Origin of the sequence: Methanobrevibacter sp. (genome assembly GCF_045646205.1) — an archaeon.
GTDB lineage: Archaea > Methanobacteriota > Methanobacteria > Methanobacteriales > Methanobacteriaceae > Methanocatella.
The window spans coordinates 1-25,295 of record NZ_JAZRKF010000064.1; the positions used below are offsets into that span (position 1 = coordinate 1).

14 protein-coding genes are annotated in these 25,295 nt (G+C 32.2%); 7 read left to right on the top strand and 7 right to left on the bottom strand.

Features of this window, described 5'->3' with window-relative positions:
- Window positions 1-7,556: hypothetical protein (locus tag ACKI44_RS11145; protein WP_407424386.1), on the bottom strand; the 7,556-nt coding region annotated here is incomplete at its 3' end.
- Window positions 7,557-8,164: 608 nt separating this feature from the next.
- On the opposite strand from ACKI44_RS11145, the gene ACKI44_RS11150 reads away from it, so the two are divergent.
- Window positions 8,165-9,280: a radical SAM protein gene (locus ACKI44_RS11150; protein ID WP_407424388.1), complete on the top strand. Its 1,116-nt coding sequence runs from the start codon at window positions 8,165-8,167 to the stop codon at window positions 9,278-9,280.
- Here ACKI44_RS11150 and ACKI44_RS11155 read toward each other — a convergent pair whose 3' ends face one another.
- The 3 genes from ACKI44_RS11155 to ACKI44_RS11165 form a co-directional block, all read right to left on the bottom strand.
- Entirely contained in the window at window positions 9,281-9,850 is a 570-nt protein-coding gene (locus ACKI44_RS11155) for an AAA family ATPase (protein ID WP_407424390.1), read from the bottom strand. It lies immediately after the preceding gene.
- Window positions 9,843-10,619 carry a ParA family protein gene (locus ACKI44_RS11160; protein WP_303737764.1) on the bottom strand — a complete coding sequence of 259 codons (777 nt, stop codon included), beginning with the start codon at window positions 10,617-10,619 and terminating at the stop codon, window positions 9,843-9,845. Before ACKI44_RS11160 ends, ACKI44_RS11155 begins: the two co-directional genes overlap by 8 nt.
- Before the next feature lie 559 nt (window positions 10,620-11,178).
- Entirely contained in the window at window positions 11,179-12,480 is a 1,302-nt protein-coding gene (locus ACKI44_RS11165) for a TrpB-like pyridoxal phosphate-dependent enzyme (protein ID WP_407424393.1), read from the bottom strand.
- 92 nt (window positions 12,481-12,572) lie between these two features.
- On the opposite strand from ACKI44_RS11165, the gene ACKI44_RS11170 reads away from it, so the two are divergent.
- Both ACKI44_RS11170 and ACKI44_RS11175 read left to right on the top strand, forming a co-directional pair.
- Window positions 12,573-13,610 carry a DUF1786 domain-containing protein gene (locus ACKI44_RS11170; protein WP_407424395.1) on the top strand — a complete coding sequence of 346 codons (1,038 nt, stop codon included), beginning with the start codon at window positions 12,573-12,575 and terminating at the stop codon, window positions 13,608-13,610.
- On the top strand, window positions 13,603-14,259 hold the full coding sequence (locus ACKI44_RS11175) for a CehA/McbA family metallohydrolase (RefSeq protein WP_407424397.1): 657 nt from the start codon (window positions 13,603-13,605) through the stop codon (window positions 14,257-14,259). The genes ACKI44_RS11170 and ACKI44_RS11175 overlap by 8 nt, the downstream gene beginning before the upstream one ends.
- A gap of 5 nt (window positions 14,260-14,264) precedes the next feature.
- On the opposite strand, the gene albA is transcribed toward ACKI44_RS11175, so the two are convergent.
- Window positions 14,265-14,531 (bottom strand): DNA-binding protein Alba, encoded by a 267-nt coding sequence (gene albA / locus ACKI44_RS11180; RefSeq protein WP_407424399.1) that lies wholly within the window; start codon window positions 14,529-14,531, stop codon window positions 14,265-14,267.
- Between the two features lie 46 nt (window positions 14,532-14,577).
- Window positions 14,578-16,113 (bottom strand): 2-isopropylmalate synthase, encoded by a 1,536-nt coding sequence (locus ACKI44_RS11185; protein ID WP_407424401.1) that lies wholly within the window; start codon window positions 16,111-16,113, stop codon window positions 14,578-14,580.
- A gap of 387 nt (window positions 16,114-16,500) precedes the next feature.
- On the opposite strand from ACKI44_RS11185, the gene ACKI44_RS11190 reads away from it, so the two are divergent.
- The 3 genes from ACKI44_RS11190 to ACKI44_RS11200 all read left to right on the top strand — a co-directional run bounded on the left by ACKI44_RS11190 (window position 16,501) and on the right by ACKI44_RS11200 (window position 22,939).
- The gene (locus ACKI44_RS11190) at window positions 16,501-18,384 is read left to right on the top strand and encodes a hypothetical protein (protein WP_407424403.1); all 1,884 of its coding nucleotides are present in this window, start codon (window positions 16,501-16,503) and stop codon (window positions 18,382-18,384) included.
- A gap of 180 nt (window positions 18,385-18,564) precedes the next feature.
- Window positions 18,565-21,885, top strand: a complete 3,321-nt coding sequence (locus ACKI44_RS11195; RefSeq protein ID WP_407424405.1) for a hypothetical protein — start codon at window positions 18,565-18,567, stop codon at window positions 21,883-21,885.
- Window positions 21,886-22,216: 331 nt separating this feature from the next.
- On the top strand, window positions 22,217-22,939 hold the full coding sequence (locus tag ACKI44_RS11200; RefSeq protein ID WP_407424407.1) for a sugar phosphate isomerase/epimerase family protein: 723 nt from the start codon (window positions 22,217-22,219) through the stop codon (window positions 22,937-22,939).
- On the opposite strand, the gene ACKI44_RS11205 is transcribed toward ACKI44_RS11200, so the two are convergent.
- Complete coding sequence (locus tag ACKI44_RS11205) at window positions 22,936-23,730, bottom strand: HAD-IC family P-type ATPase (protein WP_407424409.1); 795 nt, start codon at window positions 23,728-23,730, stop codon at window positions 22,936-22,938. The genes ACKI44_RS11200 and ACKI44_RS11205 overlap by 4 nt on opposite strands.
- Window positions 23,731-23,900: 170 nt before the next feature.
- Here ACKI44_RS11205 and gatA point away from each other — a divergent pair, with 170 nt between their 5' ends.
- Complete coding sequence (gatA, locus tag ACKI44_RS11210) at window positions 23,901-25,274, top strand: Asp-tRNA(Asn)/Glu-tRNA(Gln) amidotransferase subunit GatA (RefSeq protein ID WP_303737068.1); 1,374 nt, start codon at window positions 23,901-23,903, stop codon at window positions 25,272-25,274.
- Window positions 25,275-25,295 lie beyond the last annotated feature (21 nt).

Here is a 25,295-nt window from a genome sequence, read left to right on the forward strand (position 1 = left end):
TTGTTACCTTCGTTATTAGTCTCATTAGGATCATAAGTACTACTATTAACAGTCGCAACATTCAAAACAGTAGCATTACTAATATTAACCAAAGTCTTAATCACCAAAGTAGCATTAGCACCATTAACCAAATCACCAACATCCCAACGACCACTAACAGGATCATACTTGCCCTGAGAATCATCAGACTGATAAACCAAACCACGAGGCAACTTATCGATTACATAAACACCCACAGCAGTATCAGGACCATTATTAGTAACAACAATACTCCACTCAATAACATCAAGATAATTAGGAGTAGAATTACTTACCAACTTAACAACAGACAAATCAGCAGCAGGATTAACATCAGTAGTATTATTACCCACATTATTAGTCTCATTAGGATCATAAGTACTACTATTAACAGTAGCCACATTCAAAATAGTAGCATTACTAATATTAACCAAAGTCTTGATCACTAAAGTAGCATTAGCACCATTAACCAAATCACCAACATCCCAACGACCACTAACAGGATTATACTTACCACTTGAATCATCAGACTGATAAACCAAACCACTAGGCAACTTATCGATTACATAAACACCTACAGCAGTATCAGGACCATTATTAGTAACAACAATAGTCCAATCAATAACATCACCGAAATTAGGAGTGGAATTACTGACTAATTTCTTAATTGATAAATCTGCAGCAGGATTAACATCAGTAGTGTTGTTACCTTCGTTATTAGTCTCATTAGGATCATAAATACTACTATTAACAGTAGCCACATTCAAAATAGTAGCATTACTAATATTAACCAAAGTCTTGATCACTAAAGTAGCATTAGCACCATTAACCAAATCACCAACATCCCAACGACCACTAACAGGATCATACTTGCCCTGAGAATCATCAGACTGATAAACCAAACCACTAGGCAACTTATCAATAACGTAAACTCCTTTTGAATCAGCAGGCCCATTATTGGTAACAACAATAGTCCAATCAATAACATCACCAAAATTAGGAGTAGAATTACTTACCAATTTCTTAACAGCTAAATCAGCGCCAATTACATTTGTAGTGTTGTTTGCGTAAGTATTATTGGTATTATTACTCTTAGCTACAATAACATTAGTGAAATTACCAACAGTAGTAGTATTAAATACAACATAGAAATATCCATGTTTCTTTGATAGTAAAGTTGAATTATAAGTCCAGCTTAAGTCATTGTTTTTAATCCATTTGGAAGTGTAATCGAACCATGAATCATATGTTAAACCATTGAATTCTAATTCACGAACAGTTACATTATTTAAATCAACATCACCAGAGTTCCTTACAATAATTTCAAATATTACTTGTTCACCAACAACAACAGTATTGTTTACAGTAACCTTTTCAACAGTTAATTCAGGTTTTAATACATCTACTGTGTCATTTGCGGTTTTATTTGGAAGTTTTTCTGATTGTGAAACAACTACATTTTTAAAAGTACCCTCTTTAGTAGTATTAAATACAACATAGAATCCGATAATTCCATTAGGATATATATCATATTTTGAAGTCCAGCTTAAATCATTGTTTTTAGCCCATAAACCGGTTTCATCATACCATCCGGCATAAGTTAAACCATCATATTCTGATTCTCTAACAGTAATGTTATTAATATTCACTTTACCCGTGTTATGAACAATAATTTGGAATATTACTTGCTCTCCAACAAGAACAGTTCTATTAATAGTTACTTTTTCAAGTGTGTATTCAGGATTGAATACATTTACGGTATCATTACCTGTTTTATTAGGCACTTCATCAGATTTTGCAACAACAACATTAGTGAAGTTACCTACTTTTGTAGTATTGAATACAACAAAGAAACCAAGATATTCACCAATAGCTAAAGTAGGTTTTAAAGACCAACTTAAATCATTGTTTTTAATCCATAAACCAGTATCATCATGCCAACTGTCATAAATCAAACCGTCAAATGAAGTTTCACTAACTAGTACATTATTTAAAGGAACCTGACCAGTATTTCTAACAAGAATTTCAAAGGTTACTTGATCGCCAATTTCTGCAATTTTATTAATAGCTACTTTATTTATTGATAAATCAGGTTTTAAAACTTCCACAGTATCATTATCTGTTTTATTAGGCACTTCATCAGATTTGACAACGACTACATTAGTGAAATTACCTGTTTGGGTTGTGTTGAATACAACAAAGAAACCAAGATATTCACCAGGTACTAATTTAGGTTTTAAAGACCAACTTAAATCGTTGTTTTTAGTCCATAACCCAGTATCATCATACCATCCATCATAAATCAAACCATCATAGGAAGTTTCTTTAACTATTACATGATTTAAATCTACTTTTCCAGTATTTCTAACAAGGATTTCAAATACTGCCTGACTGCCTACAAATACAGTAGAATTATCTGCCACTTTACTGATTTCCAATTGAGGTTCCACTACTTCTACAGTGTCATTTGCAGTTTTATTTCCGGTTTCACTTGAGCTTACATTTACAATATTTCTTAACACACCTACTTTAGTTGTATTGAATTCAACATAAAACTTAAGTGTTTCTCCTCTATATAAAGTAGTATTTAATGTAAAGGTTAAATCCTTATTATCAATCCATAAGTCTGAATTATCAATCATACGGATGAAATCCAAACCATCATCGAATTTTTCATAAACTGTAACATTGTGTAATCTTTTATCTCCAATATTATGGACAACTATTTCAAATGTAACAGTGTTGCCTATTATTACTAATTTGTCCAATGCAATTTTTTCAATACTGATATCCGGATTAGTTGCATTCCATTCAGGGTCATATGTAACAACTTCAGTAGTGTTGTTTGCAGTTTTGTTTTCGACATTTTTTGCGCCTGCAGTTACTGTGTTTGTCCAATTACCCACTTCAGTTGCATTGAATATAACTATTAATGTTACAACTTCTTTTGGTTTTAAAACTTTCGGATATGTCCATGAGTATTTTCCATTTGTAACAAAATACCAGTCATCAGTATCTATAAATGAACGATAAGTTAAATTTTGATAATCAGTCTCTTCCAAGAATAATCCTGTAATCGGTACCTTTCCAGTATTTTGAATAACAATTTGGAACCTGGTTAAATTATTTACATGAACAACAGGGTCTAAAGCTATTTTTTCTACACTGAATTCAGGTTTAGCAACTTCAGTAGTATTATTGGCTGATTTGTTTTCAGTATTATTAGCACCGGCAACAACTACATTTGTGAAATTACCTGCTTTAGTAGTATTGAAAACAACAAAGAAACCATGAGCTTTACCCGGATTCAATGCTTCGGTATAAGTCCATTTATGCTTATTATTTTCAACAGTTTCAACCCAATGATTACCTAAACCATAGGCATGGTCAAACACCAAACCGTCATACTCGGACTCAACAACAAACAAGTTTTTCAAAGCAATTTCACCAGTATTGGATACCGCAATTTCAAATGTAACCTGTTCACCGACTGAAACCAAAGGATTCAAAGTAATCTTTTCAACAACGAATTTAGGCTCAACAACCTCAGTAGTATTATTGCCTGTTTTATTATCAGTCTTATTAGCACCAACAACAACAACATTAGTGAAATTACCTGCTTTAGTAGTATTGAAAACAACAAAGAAACCATGAGCATTTCCAGGAGCTAATACTTCTTTGTAAGTCCATTTATGTTTATTATTTACAATAGACTCGACCCAATGATCACCTAAACCATAGGCATGGTCAAATACCAAACCGTCATACTCGGATTCAACAACAAATACGCCATTTAAGTCAATACGTCCTGTGTTTGATACGGCAATTTCAAATGTAACCTGTTCACCGACAGCAACTAAAGGATTCACAGTAATCTTTTCAACAACAAACCTAGGTTCAACGACCTCAGTGGTATTGTTAGCTGTTTTATTATCAGTCTTATTAGCACCGGCAACAATAATATTGGTGAAATTACCTTCCTTGGTAGTGTTAAATACTACAAAGAAACCATTAACCATTCCAGGAGTTAAAACATTTGAATATCTCCATATATTCGCATTACTGTCTTTAACCCAATTACCTAAACGATAAGCATGGTCAAATACCAAACCGTCATACTTGAATTCTTCAACAAACATGTCAGTTATATTTACTAAACCTGTATTGGTTACAACTATTTCAAAGATTACTTGGTCACCTACACTGACAAATGGAGTTAAACTGATCTTTTCAACAGTGAATTTAGGTGTTACGACAGTTGTATCATTTTTAGCTGTTTTATTATCGGTTTCATTACTGCCTGCAACTACAACATTAGTAAAAGTACCTTCTTTAGTTGTGTTAAAGACAAGTGTTAATGAAGCAAATTCATCAATGCCTAATTTGTTTATTAATGTCCACCTATGTTTACCATTTACAATTGAATGTTTCCAGTGAGGCTGGTTTAAGTTATGGCTAAATATCAATCCGTCATAACTAGATTCTTCTATGAATACACCGGTTAAATCTGTTAAACCTGTGTTTCTATAAACAATCTGGAAAGTAACCTGATCACCTAGAGTAACGAGAGGTGTAATGGTAATCTTTTGAACTTCAAAATTATAATCTAGAACGGTTGTTTTATTTGAAGCGTTGTTATTGGTCGTGTTTGATTCGGGAGTACTTGAGTTAACAAATACATTGTTTTCAATAGTTGTATTGTCCGTGTTAATTTTAGTTATGATTTTTAAAATAGCTTTAGCACCTTTAGCTAAATCACCAATTTCCCAACGCCCAGTAGATGGATTATATTTACCATTGGAATCATCACTGACATAATCCAAAGTTGAAGGAAGCTTATCAATAGCATAAGCATTAACAGCTATATCCGGACCATTATTGGTAACTACAATAGTCCAAACAATTTCATCTCCGATAACTGCAGTTTCTTTAGATACTAATTTAACTACACTTAAGTCTGTAAGAGTGTTTGATTTAGTAGTGTTATTAGCTATGTTATTCTTTTCATCCGGGTCGTAAGTACTACTATTAACAGTTGCAACATTCAAAATAGTAGTGTTTGTAATATTTACAACAGTCCTAATCTTTAAATAAACTGTTTGATTAACGGCTAAATCGCCAATTTCCCAACGTCCGGTTGTTGCATTATAATTTCCATCTGAATCAACAAATATTAAACCATCAGGCAATTTATCGATAACATAAGCATTAGTTGCATTGTTATGACCATTATTAGTTACTTTAAGTGTCCAAACAATTTCATCTCCCAAATCAGGAGTTTTATTCGAAACATATTTTTCAATAGCCAAATCAGCAACAGGTAAAATTTCAAAGTAAGTTGTGTTTGTAATAAATTTATATAATCCGTCTTCAACGTGAGTAACGTTAACAGAATAATTACCCGGAAGAAGACCTCTTTCAGATACACTTGTATTACCTAAAATACCAGTTTGTGAGGTAAAGTTAATAACAACTTTGCCCGTTTCGAGATGTGTCACGACAATCGTAATATTTTGTAAATCTTCACGTGAATCCTGATAAATTAGAGTACCGTTTTCACTTTTTTCCACACCATCTACAGGGTTAACAACTACAGTTCCAGTATTTTGTGTTTTATTTACAGAAGATTCGTAAGTTACATTTAAAAAGAATATATTATTTGGTGATCCATCATTATAAATAGCATTGATAATGTTATCCCCACCTTTATGTGTAACATTAATTGTTACAACACCTTCCGGATCATAATAAATACGTCTTTCATTAGATACGGTTGTTAAAAGATAACTCCAAGCCTGATTTTCAATGAATGTATCATCTTCAATAGTTAAGTTTTGACCTCTATTATAAATAGCAGAACCATTACGTGCAACATTTCCTTCGAAATAACTTTGAGAAATATTAGAATTATTTCCTTTAATGTAAATAGCTCCACCTAAACCTTGTTCCATGTTATCTGTTGAAGCAATTGCTGTATTTGAAGTAAAATTAGAATTCAATACTCTAAGATTATCACCTTCAGAATGCAAAGCCCCACCATGATAGATTGCATCATTATTATTAAATACGGAATTATTAACTAAAGTGTTATCACCGACTACATAAACACCAGCTCCACCCCTAGAAGCAGAGTTATTATCAAATGTTGAACCATCAATTAAAGTATTATTTCCTATAATATATACAGTACCCCTTGAACACTCATGCTCATGAAATTCAGAATCGATTACGGATGAATTTTGACCGTGAATGTAAATTGCTGAACCGTTTCCGTTGGTTGCATAATTATCCCAAAAAGTACAGTTTACAAAGTTATTGTTATCACCGGTTATGTGAACTGCTCCACCTTCTTCAGTACCGGTATTATTTCTAAAGTAACAGTCTACAATATTATTATAATGCCCTTCAGGAATTCCATCCAAACCATGTGAAATACCTGCAAGCATATAAGCTGCACCTTGTTTAGCAGTGTTATTTTCAAAAGTACAGTTTTTTACAACAAGATAATTTTGACTAGAGCCTATAGCTCCACCTTTCTGAGTAGCAGAATTACCAATGAAAGTACAATTTATAATGTTTGAGTGGTAATTTTCGTTGATTGCCGCATTACCGTGTACATAAATTGCTCCACCAACACCTGCGCTACAATTTATAAAATTTGAATTAAATACGTCTACCCTATTACCCCTTTGTCCAGCGATACAAATCGCACCGGAGTGTCTATTGGTTGTACAGTTAACAAAATTACAATGGTCTAAAACAGAATTATATGTTACAGCCATTGCAGCATATTCATAATCATTTTCATCCTCTGGTGCCAAAGAATGACAATTCGTAAAGTTTACATCATATAAGTCGGAATTTCTTATAACAAAACCTGCTACAGCAAGGGTGAAATTTTCAAAAGAAACATGCCTTAAAGTACAGTTTATAAAGAAATTCGGATACATGCATGTATCATTAAAGTTTTTAAAAGTTATGTTTTCAAATTTACAGTTTTCAATAAAATTACGTTTATTAATATTAATCGAAGTAACGTTACCGGCATTGAAAATACCGTTTATAAAAGTTAATTGTTTACTCGTTGATATGCTAGGGTTACCGTTAGGATATGACCCAACTATTTCTCTTCCCCCGAGATCTATGATATCACCATCACTTGCACTTTCAATTGCGTTTCTTACATCACTGAACCACATTCCAGTAACCGGAATAACATTTGCCTGAAGAACATGATTATCTTCATTACTTATTCCCAATAAACTTTTACTCTCTGCGGAAGCAATTAGTGATGTGTTTTTACTTTCATTTTCCTTAAAGGAAACATCATTTGTTACTCCAAGTGAAACATCATTTGCTACTTCATCCGATGAAGTGTCTGATGATACTTCAGAAGTTCCCTCATAAATAACAATATCATCTGAAGATAAAAAATCAGTTGTTGAATCATCAATATCCTCACTAGCACAAACCATTCCAATGCTAGCAGACAAAATGATTAACAATAATAATGCGTATAAAATCGACTTACCTTTCATAAATTCACCTTAAAATAATTTTAGAAATTTATATATCACCTTAATTGATTTTTAAAATCTCTCTTAATTTAAACCTCTTTGATTTAATAATATGACAGTTGTTTAAAAAACAAGGATATAACTACCCCCCATCCGTGAATTTTTTAAACTTAAATTAATTTTTTTAATAATTATATAACCGACTCAAGAAATTATATAAACATTTATTTTTGTCAGTATAATGTCACATTATTAATCATTTTACAAGCTAATTATCCAATATATCATAACACGGTTTATACGAACATAGCTTAAATTACTTTATGATTATTTATTATATATAAACTATACATACAAATAATAAAATATTTAAAAATTAATCAATTTACTATCTATTTGATATAATTTTATTTTGATGTGCAAAAATTTCAAAAAAAGTTGACAAAATCAATTTATAACAGTGTTATTATAGGTACTTTATAGAAAAAACATTAGTTTTATAGATAACAAACAAAAAATGAGAAAATAAATATTTTCTATTGTAGCCAAAAAATATCCAATAGCCTAAATACACAACGAATAATATTATTTGGATAAAAATAAATATCAAAAAATATAATTAATATAATATGGGTACTTTAGAGAAGATGAAAATTTTAACTGATTCGGCACAGTATGATTTATGTGATTATGTCAATCATAACAAAAGCTCACAAGTTAATCTGCCAGGAATTTATCATGCTACGGGACATAATGGCTGTCAAATTCCACTATTTAAAACTCTTCTAACTAATAAATGTAAAAATGACTGTAAATACTGTATTAATCAATCCAAAAGAAACTTTACAAGACTTGAACTTGCACCCGAAGAACTTGCAAATGCATTTCTAGGTTATTACAATAGAGGTTTGGTAAACGGTTTGTTTTTAAGTTCAGGCGTTGATAAAAATGAAGATCTTACAATGGAAAAAACAATAGAAACTATTAGAATCCTAAGAAAAGATTATGGATATGATGATTATATACATTTAAAAATTGTACCTGGAGCTTCCAAAGATTCCATTAAAAGAGCAATGGCACTTGCAAATAGAGTCAGTATTAATATAGAAGCTGCTACACCATCAGGTCTTGCTGAACTGTCATCTACAAAAGATTATAATAAAGATATCCTGAAAAGATTGAAATGGATTGACAATTTACATGGCAAAAGTACTACATATCCAAACTCTACTCACACTACACAATTGATTGTCGGTGCGAACGGCGAAAGTGACAGGGAAATTCTACATAGAATGGAAAAAATTTACAATAAAACTAAATTAAAGAGAACATACTTCTCAGCATTTTCACCAATTCAAGAGACAGATTTCGAAAATAAAGAAGCTTGCAGTACAGATAGAACTGCAAAATTATATAATGCAGATAGTTTACTTAATGATTATCATTTTAAACTTAATGAATTGGTATTTGATGAAAATAACCAACTTTCATTAACACAAGATCCGAAGATTCTGGCTGCAGAAAATATGGATATATTTCCTGTAGAAATTAACACCGCACCATTTGTGGAACTGATACGTGTACCTGGAATCGGTGTAAAATCTGCAAGAAAAATAATTTCTATTAGAAAAAAAATGCCCTTTAAAAATAAAAATGAATTAAAAAAATTAGGTGTGGTTATTGACAGGGCTGAAAAATATATTAAAATAGACGGAGCTTACCAAAGCTTATTGGAAAATTTTTAATTATTTTAAATCCTCAAATAAATCCCAGATATCCGGATATTTTTTAGAAACGGCTTCATCAATTAATATAGAAGCTTCACGACTGATACTAAATTCTGGCTCAGTTTTTCTTAAATATCTAAATACTGCAGCAGATCTTGAAGACCATAATGTTATTCTTGGATTTTTATCAACAATATCTAAAACTTCAGCTACATTTTCTTGTTTTTTGACATCTTGTGAATCTGATAACCCTTCTTCAGTGCTTTTATCGCCAGATACGTCTTTGGATGAGCTAGTATCCTCATCGTCTTTTTCTTGGATTTTCTTATCTGACGTTTCGTTTGATTCGTCATTATCTTTTTCATCATTATCATCAACTTCATCTACATCAGGCTCTTTATTATCGTCCTTTTCAGTTTCCTCAACGATAATGTCTTCACTAGATTCTTTTTCAGTAATATCATCTTCTGATTTTTCGTTTAAGATATCCTCTAATGATTGAGCTCCATTACTGTCAAAATTTTCGTCATAAATTTCTGGTATTAAAGAATTTAATCCTTTGCCAAGCCCACGTGTCATTCTAATCACTTCCGTCCCTTTCTAAAATTTCTTTAGCTAATTTTAAATAGGCTTTAGTTCCAGTGCTGTCTGGATCATATATCAAACATGGTTTTCCGAAACTTGGTGCTTCAGCCAATCTGATATTTCTTGGTACAATAGTCTTAAATAGAAGATTGCTTTTACCAAAGTAACTTTTTAGTTCCTTATAAACATCCCTGCTTAATCTAGTCCTTTTATCATACAAAGTAAGTAAAATACCTTTGATTGGAGTTGGACTTTTAAGTCTCTGTTCAACAAGTTTAATGGTGTTAATTAAATCCGCAACACCTTCAAGTGCATAATATTCAGCCTGAATTGGTATTAATACACTGTCAGATGCAACTAATGCATTTACGGTAATTACACCTAATGAAGGAGGTAAATCAATGAATATGTAATCAAACAGTGGAATAACGTCTTTAAGCGTTTCCTTTAAAATAATATGATAATTTTCTTTCTGGCTTAGCTCAACGCCTACCCCACTTAATGAAATATTACTTGGAATAATGAATAAGTTTTTTATAAATGTTGGAATTGTAGCTTTTTTAACATTTATATCCCCTATGATTGCATCATAAATGGTATTTTCTAACTCGTTTTTATCAATGCCAAAACTGGTTGTTGCATTTGCCTGAGGATCCATGTCCACTACCAGAACAGATTTACCCATTACTGCAAGTGAAGTTGCGGTATTAACGACGGTAGTAGTCTTTCCACAACCTCCTTTTTGATTCATTACGGCTATTACTTCGCTCATTAAATAATTCTCCTAATTAAAATGAATTTAAGTCGGAAGATATAAGATATATCCTCCAACTTAAATGGGATACATTATAACTTATGATGAACTCTTAAGTTAAAAGGCATACAGGAAAGCTATACCTTCAACTTATGAATACATAATTAAGTTAACATGAAATTTTAAGTTAAAAGGTATAACAGAAAAGCTATACCTCCCAACTTAAATGAGATAAATTATAAGTTAACATGAATAACTGGTAAATTTTAACCTAAAACTTCTAAGAACGAAGGAGTAACTTAGAATAGATAAGTTAAACCTTCAAACTTAAAAGTGATAAATTTTAAGTTAACATGAATAAGTTATAGGAAATAACTTTTAACATTTAAGTTATTATTACTAAGTTAAAAGATTTAACTTTTAACTATTAAGTTATATTTTATAACTTCAACCTTATAAAGTATTTGTTTTCAGAGATAAGTTATTAGTTATAAGTGATAAGAAATGATAAATTATTAGTTATAAGTGATAAGTTATAAGTAATAATATTAAAAAAAATAAAGTGTGAAAAATCACACTATTTTGCATTTTGCATAGTTCCTTCAAAGTATGATGCATATCCTTTTAAATCAAGCATACCATGACCTGAGAAGTTCATGACAATAGTTTTTTCTTCACCAGTCTGTTTACATTTCAATGCTTCATCAATAGTTGCTTTAATAGCATGAGTTGTTTCAGGAGCAGGAACAATACCTTCATTACGTGCAAAGGTAATTCCAGCTTCAAATACATCTTTTTGATGGACTGATCTAGGAGAAATAATTCCTTCATTGTTTAAAAGTGAAACAATTGGAGACATTCCATGATATCTTAATCCGCCGGCATGAACGGTTGGTGCTACAAAATCATGCCCTAAGGTAAACATCTTAAGCATAGGAGTAAAACCGTTAACATCACCGAAGTCATAATCATAACTGCCTTCTGTCAATGTAGGACATGCGCTAGGTTCAACGGCAATAAATTCTGTATCGGAATTTCCATCTAACTTATCCTTAAGCAGTGGGAAAAATGATCCGGCCAAATTACTTCCACCGCCAGCACATGCAATTACGACATCAGGCTCTTCTTCTGCTTTTTCAAGCTGGAGCTTGATTTCCTGACCGATTACGGTTTGATGTAACATTACATGGTTTAAAACACTGCCTAATGAATATTTAACCTCTTCATTAAGTAAGGCTTCTTCCATAGCTTCAGAAATAGCTACTCCTAAAGAACCTGGGTGGTCTGGATTTTCTTTTAGGATATCTCTACCGATTTGAGTATTTTCACTAGGTGAAGCGTAAACATTACTGTTATAGATATGCATGATGTTTTTTCTGTCCGGTTTTTGATTGAAAGAGACTTTAACCATATAAACAGTACAATCTAAATCAAGCATATTACAAGCAAGTGATAATGCAGTACCCCATTGTCCAGCACCAGTCTCAGTAGTTAACCTTTCAACACCTTCTTTTTTAGCAAAATAAGCTTGTGGAATAGCTGAATTCAATTTATGGGATCCTGTAGGAGAAGTATCTTCTCTTTTATAATAAATTTTAGCAGGAGTATTTAAGAATTTTTCAAGCCTAGTAGCTCTAAATAAAGGTGAAGGCCTACCCATTTGCATGTATAATTCTCTAACTTCTTTAGGGATTGAAATATATCTATCAGAAGCAAATTCCTGTTCTAAAGCAGATTTTGTAAATGCTTTTTGTAAATCAGCAATCTGATTTTTACCCTCACTATTTTTTGGTTCCGGAAGTGCTTTTGGCAAATCAGCCAAAATATTATACCATTTTTTTGGCACTTCATCGGAATCTAAAGTAATTTTGTAATTCATGTAATAATCTATATAAAATGTACTATTTAAAACTTTGTTGTACAAAAATGTACAATTAATATATTAATAAAATGACATCAAAATAAAATAATATGAGAATTTTAGCTATTGATGTAGGAACCGGAACACAGGACATAATGGTATATGATGATGAAAAGGAATTGGAAAATTCAATTAAAATAGTTTTACCTTCCCCACATTTATATATCTCCCAACAAGTAAGAGAAATAGAAAATGACCTATATTTCACAGGAGAGATAATGGGAGGAGGAAAAATTAAAAAAACACTTTTGGAACATATGGAAAAAGGATATAAAGTAGTAATGGAAGAAGTTCCGGCAAGAACCATAAGGGATAAATTATCACAGGTGGAAGCGATAGGAATAGAAATCGCATCAAAAGATAAGGAATATAAGGGCTTTACAAAAATAGCTTTAGGAGATATAAACATTACAAAATTGTCTGAATTCCTTCTCGGATATGATTTGGAGTTCGATTTTGATGCAATAGCAATAGCTGTTCAGGACCATGGATATAATGAAAATATGGGAGACAGAGACTTCAGATTTGAAAAATTCCGTGAAAAATTATCCGAACCGATTAAACCTGAAGAATTTGCATTTAAGGGAAATGTTCCGGATTACTATACCCGAATGAAAGCGGTTGAAAGATCTGTAAAAGCAGAGGGAATAGAAATAAATCCATTAATAATGGACACTAAATTTGCATCAATAACCGGAATGTGTTATGATGATGACGCAGCTAAATTAAACAGCTTTATAGCAATAGATATCGGTAACGGTCACACAACAGCAGCATCAATAGAAGACGGTAAAATACAGGGAATATTTGAACATCACACATCATCCCTAACACCTGAAAGCTTGGAAAATTACTTAAAACGCTTAGCTGAAGGAATAATTACAAACGAGGAAGTTTATAATGACCACGGCCATGGTGCACACGTAATTAACCCAATCAGTAAAATAGAAAAAGTAATAGTAACCGGTCCTAAACGTGAATTAATAGAAAAAACAAATCTCGACTGGCATCATGCATGTCCTGGAGGCGATGTTATGATGACCGGAACTGTAGGATTAATAAAAGCTCTAGAGGAATATGATGCTTAAGATGGATACACACATTCACAGTGAATATTCACCGGATTCTAAATCAAAACTGAAAGATATATTTGCAGTAGCCAAAACAAGAGGTCTTGATATTATCGCAATAAGCGATCACAACACGGTTGAGGGTTCAAAAGAAGCAATTAGATTAACAAAAAATGATGACTTATTAGTAGTTCCCTCAATTGAAATATCATCACTTGAAGGCCATATTTTAGGTTTTGGATGTGAAGAAAACATTAAAAGAGATCTTCCTGCCGGAGAAACTATTGACCTTATTCACGACCAGGGAGGCCTTGCAATAATACCTCATCCATACTGTTTTTACAGACACGGGCTATTATGTAAAGCTGATTATAAAGATTTAAAAATTGATGCGATTGAAACTAAAAACGCCCGTTTTATTGTAGGTTACTGCAATAATAAAGCAAAGAAATTATCCAAAAAAGAAAACTTGCCAGGTCTTGGAGCAAGTGACGCCCATTACTACAAATTCGTAGGTGATTGCTACTCAAAAATAGATTGTGATAAAGACATTGACAGTGTTTTTAAAGCTATAAAAAAAAGTAAAGTGGAAGCCCTCGGTAAAGGTACTTCAAATATCAAATTATCCAAATACTTATTAGATTTTAAAGTATTAAAGAAAATTTAATTAATTTATTTTTCAATTTTAATTTCTATGACTGAAACATTAGTTTTTTCATCGTTATAGTTTTCAACCTCTTCGGTTGAAATTTGAATATCTGTAACATCAGCTTCCTGAACAAAACTGTTTCTAACAATCTCTGCCGTGTCAACAGCACGACTGATAGCTTTTCCTCTTGCTCTTAAAGTTACTGAATCAAATTCATTGAATTGTGTAACTACAGCCAATACATAATTCATTACTGGTTTATTTCCAATGTATATAGTATTTTCTTCCATGTTATCATTCCCTATGATTTATTGGATTAAAGAATTTATTTCTTCTCTAGATTTTCTTCATTAATAAAAGTTTATTGATTGAGTCTAAAACTGCTAAAATACTGGCCATGACTATGTCATCATTAATAGCTCTTCCTGTAGATTTATTTCCTTCATTGTCTGAAGAAATAACAAATACATCAGCTAAAGCATCAGTACCTCCATTAATAGCTTCAAGATTATATTCTTCTAGTTCAATATCCATTGTATCTTGAATTAAATATCTAATAGCATTTAATGCAGCATCAACAGGCCCGACGCCAGTATGGGATGTTTCTTTTTCAACGCCATAAATCTCTAATTTAACGGTTGCTGTAGGAGAAACAGCAGCCCCACACATCAATCCTAATCCTTTTAATTTAATCAGAGTTTCACGAGCTGAAGCAAGTTCAGTTAAAGCAATAGCTTTCAAATCATCGTCAGTCACACATTTACCTTTATCACCCAAGGTTTTAATTTGTGAGAATACTTTATCAAATTGTTCATTATTTAAATCAATGTGATATTCCTTTAATTTAGATTTTAAAGCATTTGCTCCTGTGTGCTTACCCAAAATAATTTTTCTAGAATGACCTACACTTTCCGGTGAAATAGGTTCATATGTAGAAGAGTTATTTAAAATACCATGAACATGAATACCTGATTCGTGGGCAAAAGCATTATCACCAACAATTGGTTTGTTTACCGGCATTTTAATACCAGTTAATCTACCTACAAATTCAGACAGACTATACAATTGAGAAGTATCGATATTTAAATTCATTCCATAAGCAGTATTGAGAATAATGACAAGTTCTTCAAGTGGAGTATTACCTGTACGTTCACCTATACCATTGATGGTTACGTGTGCCTGATTGGCTCCACATTCAATAGCTATTAAAGTATTTGCAGTAGCTAAACCAAAATCATTATGGAAATGAACGCTAATAGGTAAATCAAATACACTTTTAGCATAAGAAATTAATTCATGAGTAAAAACCGGTGTCAATACACCAACAGTATCTGGAATATCTAGAAAATCTGCACCTGCATTACTAACCTCATTATAAACATCAAAAAAGAAATCTTTTTCAGTTCTGGTAGCATCTTCAGCAGAAAATTCTACAGTTAATCCATGATCTTTAGCATATTCAACGGCTTCGACTGCAGTGGAAATAATAGTTTCTTTAGACATTTTTAATTTATAGTCTCTATGCAATGGAGAGGTTCCAATAAAAGTATGAACATATCCTAAATCAGCATCCAATATTGAATCGATATCATTTTTGACACTGCGTGCCAAACCCACAATAGTAGAATCCAAATTTAAAGATTTAATCTCTTTGCATGCTTCAAATTCTCCTTTGGATGCGGCAGGAAAACCAGCTTCGATTTTATCAACACCAATAGCATCAAGCTTTTGAGCAATTTGGATTTTTTCATCTACTGTAAGAGCAACCCCCGGCGTCTGTTCACCATCCCTTAAAGTCGTGTCAAAAATATAAATCTCATCTGAAAGATTCATATATATATTTTTTAAGGAATCGATATCAATGTCATACATAAAAAAAATCTCCATTAGGGTATAATTAATAATTATTTTTTATTTAATTTAATATTTATCCTAAGATTATTTATTTCAATTAATCAATTTGAAAGGGAAATTCAAGTTCAAAACTAGTAAATTTAGAAAATAATATAAATACATATTAATAAAATAAAAATCATGTTTATAACTAAAAAAAGTAAAATTTTAAATGTTCTTTTAGCATTAATTCTTCCATTTCTACTGGAAAGTTACATTGTTTGTGTAGAGCATTCAAATATAATAAGCGCATTTTCACTAGGAAACTTTCTTAAATATTTTTCATTTAAACATTATTTAATGTTTTTAATTATATTTGCTATAATTTTATACATTTTTTATGGTGAAACAAGAAAGAAAAAGGTTTTGGATCTTATTTACCTCTATAGATTCCCATTGGCATTGCTTTTTTTAGTTGTATGTGTCATATTCCAGATTCACGGATCATCAATTAATGAATTGAACTATTTCCATGTTGACCATAACATTCTCTTCGGTGTTTCAAGACAAATCAGAACAGATGAATTTAATGTCAATACAATGCTTGCATTTTCCCAGTATTTAAATAATTTCGCATATTTCAGCGATATTGTAAGGGCGGTTCCAACAGACATGTTTTTACTTTACGGCCAGCCTGTATGGGATATCGGAATTATATTCAAGCCATTTTTAATTGGTTATTTGTTCCTGAATCAGGGCCAGGGTCTATCATTTTTCTGGATTTCACGTTTAGTAGTATTGTTTTTAGTATCATTTGAATTCGGCAAATTGATTACAAACAAAAACAAAAAACTCGCTCTGGCTTATAGCCTATTGATTACCTTTTCACCCCTTGTTCAATGGTGGTTTGCAATCAACGGACTTGTCGAGCAACTGATTTTCGGTCAGCTCGCCGTTTTATTGATTAACTTATATATGAATACGCTAGACTATAGAAAACGTCTATTAATAGCTCTTGGATTGGTAATATGTGTTGGGGGCTTTGGACTGGCAATGTATCCATCATGGCAGATACCTTTCGGATATGTATTTGTCCTGCTTGCCATCTGGATATTTTTGAAAAACATAAAGACATTTTCATTCAATAAATATGATTTTCTAATAATTCTAGGATCCCTAGCAATATTATGCGCATTGATGGTTCATATTCTACAGAATTCCGCTGAAACACTTAAAATAGTAATGAATACTGTATATCCAGGTAATGAAGTCTTTAACGGAGGCTATGATTTTACATATTTATTCAATTATGTAGCTTCAGTTTATTTCCCAATAATGCCTGATGGAGTTCCGGCTAATGTTGTTGAACAATCAACATTTGTAGACTTTTTCCCTGTACCACTGATTTTATCTTTTATAGTTTTATTCTATCAAAAGACTAAAGATAAACTTTTATATGGATTGCTTGCATTATATTTGATACTTTCCATATTCCTTCTTGTATCACTTCCGGACTCTGTCATTAGCCTTACATTAAGAAGCCATGTCAGAACCGGAAGAATAGTTTGTGTTATCGGATTTGTTTCATGCTTGATATTGATACGTTCCATTTCAAGCTTAAGGGAATTTGCAGATAAAAAATTAATAATTGCTCTATCCGTTGTATTATCAGCAATTGTCGTTTACGCATCCACATTCCTATATAATGACTATTATGCACTATGGATGATTGTAATATTGGTAGTCTTATATTCTGTATTCTTTTCAGTTATATTCCTATCACATTCACCTAAAGGAAAAAAGGTATTTCTGATTTCATGCATTGTACTGGCATTTTTAACCGGCGCATTAGTCAATCCTGTAGACACAGGCACTGATGTTGTTTTTGAATCAAATTACATCCATGAAGTTGAAAGCATTGTACAAAAAGATCCTAACGCTAACTGGATTGTAACTGATTTATATCTTAATTCATTAATTCCTGTTGGTGCAAAAACCATAAATTCCATTAATACATATCCGGATTTGGATAAATGGCACAGTCTAGACAAAAATCATCAGTATGAAGATATATATAACAGATATGCCCACATTTGTGTCACATTCCAAAATGAAACTCCTACAGAATTTTTATTGGCATCTGCGGACATATTCTATATTAATCTAAATGTTAATGATTTGCAAACCCTTAATGTTAGCTATATTTCAACACCGCATGATTTAAGTAAATTTTCAAATGACAATGTGACATTTGATGAGATTTATGAAGAAAATAATTATAAAATTTATCATGTTACATACAAAACATGATAAAAATCTTATTTTTTTAAAATTTTTCAACTATTTTTTATTTATAATGACAATTATTTTAGATTAAAGTTATAATAATGAAAATTGTAAGTCAAATAATAAGATTTATAATATAATATTCAAAAAATAATATTATATGTACATTTTTATTATGAAATTTACATTTTGGGGAGACTTACAATGAAAAAGATATTTTTATTCTTAATAACAGTTTTCTGTTTAATATTTGTAATGTCATCCGTCAGCGCAGTTGATTTGAACGATACTGACATCCCAATTGAAACTGGCATTGATGATACTGTAATTTCAGCAGATGTTGGTGCGGGAAGTTTATCTGATTTAAGAAATGCAATGTACAGTTCTAACAACATTACATTGACTGGAGACATTACAAGAAATGCTAATGACTATGATATCGATATATATCAAAATAATAAGTATACAATAAATGGAAACGGACATACAATAAGCGGTAATAATCTTGGAAGAATATTTAAAATCCTTCCGGGAGGAGAATTAACCTTAAAAAACATTAAATTTGTTAATGGGTACTTGCCAGAAACACTTACATCAGATTTTGATGGCGGAGCCATATTGAATATGGGAACATTGACTATTGAGAACTGTGAATTCAACAACAATTACGCTCGTGATGGTGGAGCTATTTCATGTGATAAAGGAGCTACAACAACGATAACCGGAACAAACATCTTTTTCCAAAATAAAGTATGGCAAGATGGTGGAGCAATAGCAAACGGTGGGGGATCAACCCTTTATATTTCCGGTAAAAACACATTTGATTCAAATAGTGCTTATTTTACAGGCCGAGCTGCTATAGGAATTGATGAAGGTAAAGGTGGAGCAATAATGAATGCATTTGCCCATGAAAGTGACCGCTCCAAAAAATCCTACCTGCATATTGAAGGAGAAACTATTTTCAAAAACAACGTTGGAAATTCAGACGGTGGAGCAATATTCAACCACCAGGCAATAGCTGATATTAGTGGAAAAAATACTTTCACAAACAACAAAGTAATGCTTCCAACCGGAAAAGGAGGAGCTATTAACAACGAAAACGGTACTTTCAATTTAAACGGGAACAACATCTTCCAATCCAATCAGGCTTACAGAGGAGGAGCTATTGACAATAGCTTATTCAACACGATAATGACTATCAACGGTAAAAACGAATTTACAAACAACAGAGCAAGCATGGGTGGAGCAATATCTAACCATGAAGGGAAAGGCCTAAACATTTATGGTGAAAATTCATTTGTCAATAATAATGCCAATTATGGAAGCGGACCGAACATTGGTGGAGCAATCTATTCATACAGAGCCAATTTATACATAGATTCAATTAATGTATTCAATCAAAACACAGCTCTTGGTTCAGGGGGTGCATTATATATAGCAAACTATAATGCAATGATAAAAGGACAGAATTCATTTAATTCAAACAGTGCCCCAATTGGAGGAGCTGTCCTTTTAATTGATTCACCTCGTGTTGACTTCCAGGGTGAAAATGTATTTTACTCCAATACCGCAAGTGTCAGCGGAGGAGCTATAAGGGCGAATAATGTACAGGAATTAATCTTATCAAACCACAATTATTTCTCAATCAATAAGGCATCAAACAGTGGTGGAGCTATTTATATGCAGAATTCTGTTCTAAATACACAAGGATCATCATATGAAGGAAATACTGCAATATATGGTGGTGCAATATTTTTAGAAAATACAGCATTTGCTGGAAACTATAATATCTTCAAAAACAATTATGCAAGCCAAACCGGTTCTGACATCGAATCATATCAAAGTTCCATTAACAGCCTTGAATACAATTACTGGAACTCCCAGAACAAAGTATCCCAGAACAATATTCACTATTACAATGTTGGAAATATCAATACCTGGGTAGTTCTTGACTTAACAGTTCCAACCCAAATTAAACAAAATGAAAACACAGAAATTGTCAGATTTAAAACTAACAGTTACGGCAATCTAAACGGTGAAATGCCAAAATATGGCGTAAGTGTAACTCCAAACTTTAATCCTTCAGACGTTATCATTACGAATAATGTTGGAAAAAGCAAATATACTGGAAGCCCTGGTCAGGTTACAGTTACTGCATCAAGCAGCAATTTCGCTGCTTCAAGAACCGTTAATGTTATTGAAGGTAAAGTTGCAACCCAACTAAGCGGAAACAGTATTCTTTTAAGAAATCCTTCAGAAAGTGGAACCTATGAAGTAACTTTAACTGATGTTAATGGAAATCCGGTGGCCGGCAAAACTATAGAAATTAACATTGAGGGTAAAAAACAGAGTAAAACAACAAATAAGCAAGGAAAAGCTAGTTTTACAATAAATAATTTAGCAAACGGATATCATCAAGTTGTTTCAACATTTGCAGGTGAGGACAAATATCTCGCTTCATCTACAACAAACGATATTGCTTGTATATTCGATGCGGGAACATCAACTAAGTTAACCGGAAATGACTTTGAAATGTATTATAAAGACGGATCAAAATATGAAGTTAAATTAACTGATGCAAATAATAAACCTTTAGCTAATAAAGTTGTTAAAATATATATTAACGGTAATTTCTATCAAAGAACAACTAACAGTGAAGGAAAAGCATCAATTGCCATTAACTTGAATCCGGGAAACGTTACACTTACTGCAGTATATCCGGACAATGAATTTACATTCTGTGAAAATACCGTGAACATCAAATCCACAATTTCAGGAAATGACATTGTAAAATACTACAGAAACGGCACACAATACTATGCTACATTCCTCAATTCAAACGGACAGGCGTTAAAAAATACAAAAGTTAACTTTAACATTAACGGAGTCCTTTATGAAAGAACCACTAATGAAAACGGTGTAGCCAAAATGAATATTAACCTAAATCCGGGAACCTATATCATTACGGCAATAAACTCTGTTAATGGCGAAATGCATGGAAATAAAGTTACTGTTTTAGGAATACTCCAAGGTAAGGACTTAACCAAATATTACAGGAACGATTCCCAATATTATATTACTGTTCTTGGTGATGACGGAAAACCTGTTGGCGCTGGTGAAATAGTTAATTTCAATATTAACGGTGTATTTTACGAAAGAAAGACTAATGAAAATGGTACAGCCAAATTGAATATTAACTTAAATCCAGGAACCTATATCATTACAGCAGAATATAAACAATTGCACTATTCAAACACGATAAAAGTATTGCCTATCCTACAGGGAAAAGACATTACCATGAGATATCGTGACGGAACCAAATTTGAAGTCAAATTGCTTGATGGTCAGGGAAAAGCTTTTGCAAACAAAGTCGTTACATTTAATGTAAATGGTGTATACTACGACAGAACAACTGATGAAAATGGTATTGCTCGCTTAAACATTAATTTAATGCCTGCACAATACATTATAACATCCATGTATGAAACCGCAAGTACTTCAAATACAATAACTATTTATCAATGAGGATTAATTTCCTCATTTCTTATTTTTTTAGTAATGAATAGCTATACCAAATGCGACATTGCTTTCAATTAATGTAACATCATGACTAAATTTTAAAAAAAGACTTGATTATTAATTAAGTTCATGAATTAAAATTAATTTAATTAATCATTATTTTAAGTAAACGATAGGTTGCAGAAAAGAAAAAAATAATCTGATATATTAATCAATCTCTAGTCAAAATCTTAGCATATTTTCCCAACTACATCCCATTCGCCTGTAGGTTTTTTTGACATTCATATAGAAAACACACGTGTAAAATTAAATATATTTAAAAAGACTATTATTAAATATGGAAATCGGATTTACAACACTGGCTATGTTTATGGATGACAACCTGGAAATAATAAAAAAGGCACATGAATATAATTTTGAAATGATTGAAATCCTTGGAGAATCACCATTTTTCAAAAAAGAAAATACAATGGCGTTTAAAGACTGCGGACTCGAAGTGTCAATTCACGCTCCAACAGTAGACATTAATATAGCTAGTTTGAATGATGGAATAAGGGCTGAAAGCGTTAAGCAAATGAAGGAATGCATTGACTATGCGGAAAGCATTAATGCCTATGCAATGACAGTTCATCTGGGAAAAATTGGAAGAAATGATCCTCCACTTAGAAAAGCGGCAATGGATTTTGCCTGTGAAAGCGTTGGCGAGTTGGTTGACCATGCACAAAACGTAATTGTTTCTATAGAAAACATGCCTGTTCGAAAGGTTTTTCTTGGAAATAAAATTGAAGAGCTGGAATTCGTCCAAAAGGAAACTGGATGTAATTTAACCATAGATGTGGGTCACGGAAATACTACCAAAAACAATGAGGAACTGCTTGAATTGAAAAATATAACCTATTGTCATTTAAACGATAATGACGGAGTTAAAGACCAGCACATTACGTTGGGTGAAGGTACACTTGATTTGGAACTGCTTAAAAAAGTTAAAAAAGGAATTATAGAACTCAATAACTTTGACAATATCCTGAAAAGTAAAAAGGTAATTGAAAAGAATATCTAAAAGTCAATTTGTGAAACTTCACGTATGCTTTCAATTATATAGTCAGTCTTGTCCATTAACTTAGGTGAGACCTCTTCCTGCTGTTCTATAGTTAATACACTAACATCGGCTCTCTTAAATGCCAAAACATCATTCAAGCCATCTCCAACCATCATTACCTGATATCCGTCATCCTGAAGGGACTTGACTACCTCACATTTACCTCGAGTAGAAACACTGCCGTGAGCATTATCCTTTTTGACACCAAGCATTTCAGCCAATCTGTTGATGGCTCCTTTCCTATCTCCTGAAGCCAATACTATTTCATAGCCCTGAGACTGCAAATCTTCAATAGTCTCTGGAACACCATCAAATAATCTTCCCGCAGAAGTTATGGTATATGAAATAATTCCCAGGTGCATATCCAGTATAACGGCAGAGCCGTTGCATAACTCCATATGAGGGACTTTCTCTCTCAAAATTGGAAAACCGTCCGTAATATCTGATACAACAGCTGATTTTTCATTATATAAAATATCCTTAACCTCTTCTTTTGTAGTTTTAAAATTGGTAAAGCTTACATCAAAGTCAATGTCAAACTCCTTGATGACATCTGAAAGCAATGTGTTTGAATCCAAATCCAGTAGCTTATTTGTATTATACTGAAGAACAACCAATGCAAGAGAATCAGTTTGGTCTATCAAATCCAGAGAATTAATGTCTGTGAATAATTTACCTGAAGTAACATCCTTAATGACTCTATATCTCTCTATTAACGTTCCGGAGTTATCAAATACAATAGCCTTTTTCATATTAATTAATATTGAAAAATTAATTATTAAATTTATTCATGGTTATAAGTTATAAGTGATAATAAATGAAAACTTATAAGTTATAAGTAAACAATTCAGCTTTAAAAAAACCAAGTTATATAAATATAAAAAAATAAATCTATATTTATTATATTTATTTAGGTGTTTTAATGAACGTTATTGAAAAATTAAATTCCATCAAAAATGGAGAATTAACAGCTAAGGAAAATGTTGAAAACTTCCTTAAAGTAATTAAAGAAAAAAATGACTCCATTAATGCTTTTATTGAATTAAACGAAGAAAATGCTTTAAAACAAGCAGAAGAAATTGATGAAAAAATAGCTAATGGAGAAGAAGTCGGAAGCCTTGCAGGTTTGGTATTCGCTATCAAGGCAAACATTAATGTGGAAGACTTGATTATTTCTGCAGCTTCAAAAACATTAGAAAATTACCTAGGAAGTTACAATGCAACTGTAGTAGATAAAGTATTAGCAGAAGATGGAATAATTATTGGTATAGCGAATATGGATGAATTTGCAGCCGGTAGTTCAACTGAAACTTCTTATTATGGTCCAACTCAAAACCCTAATGCTTTAGGAAGAATCCCTGGTGGTTCATCAGGTGGAAGTGCAGCAGCCGTTGCAGCTGAAATGTGTGATATTGCATTAGGTTCAGATACCGGCGGATCCATCAGAAATCCAGCATCCCACTGCGGTGTTATCGGATTCAAACCGACTTACGGTGCCGTTTCAAGACAAGGTTTACTTGATTTGTCAATGAGTCTAGACCAAATCGGTCCATTTGCTCAGGATGTCAGCGGAATTGCACTTGCATTAAATACAATTGTTGACTATGATGAAACCGAATGTACCACAATTGACTGGGAAAAACCTGATTTCACAGAAAGTTTAGAGGACAAATCCCTTGAAGGTATGAAAATAGCTATCTGTAAAGATTTCATTGAAGTGACAGATGATGAAATCAATAAAACAGTTAACAAAGCTATTAATAAATTAGTTGACGCTGGCGCTGAACTTGTTGAAGTTTCATTCGACCATATTGACTTATGTCTACCTACATATTACTTAATCAACTATGTTGAATTCTTTTCAGCAACCAGAAAATACGACGGAAGAGATTACGGTTACAGAATAGAAGAAGTTTGTGGAGATGAAGTTTTAAGAAGAATCAAAATCGGTTCCCACATTGCACAAGCTGAATTCAGTGGAAAATACTACAAAAAAGCTTTAAGAGCAAGATCGCTTATTCGTGATGAAATTAATTCAATGCTCGAAAACGTTGACTTGATTGTAGGTCCTACCGTTCCTAAACTTCCTCACGAAATCGGAGAAGAATTAGACCCTATGGAAATGTATGCATACGATGTATTGACTGTAATTGCTAACCTTGCAGGTATTCCGGCAGCAAGTATCCCAGCAGGAACCGTTAATGACATTCCAGTAGGTCTTCAAATACAAGCTAAACCATTAGACGATGAAAAAATCGTTAAAGCTATGAGCGTATTTGAAAATATTCAAAATTAAGGGTTTTTTAACCCCAACCAT

What these genes read in the sequence shown, in the direction of transcription:
- ACKI44_RS11150 (WP_407424388.1), top strand. Translation starts at nt 8,165, where the DNA reads ATGGGTACTTTAGAGAAGATGAAAATTTTAACTGATTCGGCACAGTAT.
- ACKI44_RS11200 (WP_407424407.1), top strand. Translation starts at nt 22,217, where the DNA reads ATGGAAATCGGATTTACAACACTGGCTATGTTTATGGATGACAACCTG.
- ACKI44_RS11185 (WP_407424401.1), bottom strand. Translation starts at nt 16,113, where the DNA reads ATGTATGACATTGATATCGATTCCTTAAAAAATATATATATGAATCTT.
- ACKI44_RS11195 (WP_407424405.1), top strand. Translation starts at nt 18,565, where the DNA reads ATGAAAAAGATATTTTTATTCTTAATAACAGTTTTCTGTTTAATATTT.
- gatA (WP_303737068.1), top strand. Translation starts at nt 23,901, where the DNA reads ATGAACGTTATTGAAAAATTAAATTCCATCAAAAATGGAGAATTAACA.
- ACKI44_RS11160 (WP_303737764.1), bottom strand. Translation starts at nt 10,619, where the DNA reads ATGAGCGAAGTAATAGCCGTAATGAATCAAAAAGGAGGTTGTGGAAAG.
- ACKI44_RS11175 (WP_407424397.1), top strand. Translation starts at nt 13,603, where the DNA reads ATGCTTAAGATGGATACACACATTCACAGTGAATATTCACCGGATTCT.
- ACKI44_RS11205 (WP_407424409.1), bottom strand. Translation starts at nt 23,730, where the DNA reads ATGAAAAAGGCTATTGTATTTGATAACTCCGGAACGTTAATAGAGAGA.
- albA (WP_407424399.1), bottom strand. Translation starts at nt 14,531, where the DNA reads ATGGAAGAAAATACTATATACATTGGAAATAAACCAGTAATGAATTAT.
- ACKI44_RS11165 (WP_407424393.1), bottom strand. Translation starts at nt 12,480, where the DNA reads ATGAATTACAAAATTACTTTAGATTCCGATGAAGTGCCAAAAAAATGG.
- ACKI44_RS11170 (WP_407424395.1), top strand. Translation starts at nt 12,573, where the DNA reads ATGAGAATTTTAGCTATTGATGTAGGAACCGGAACACAGGACATAATG.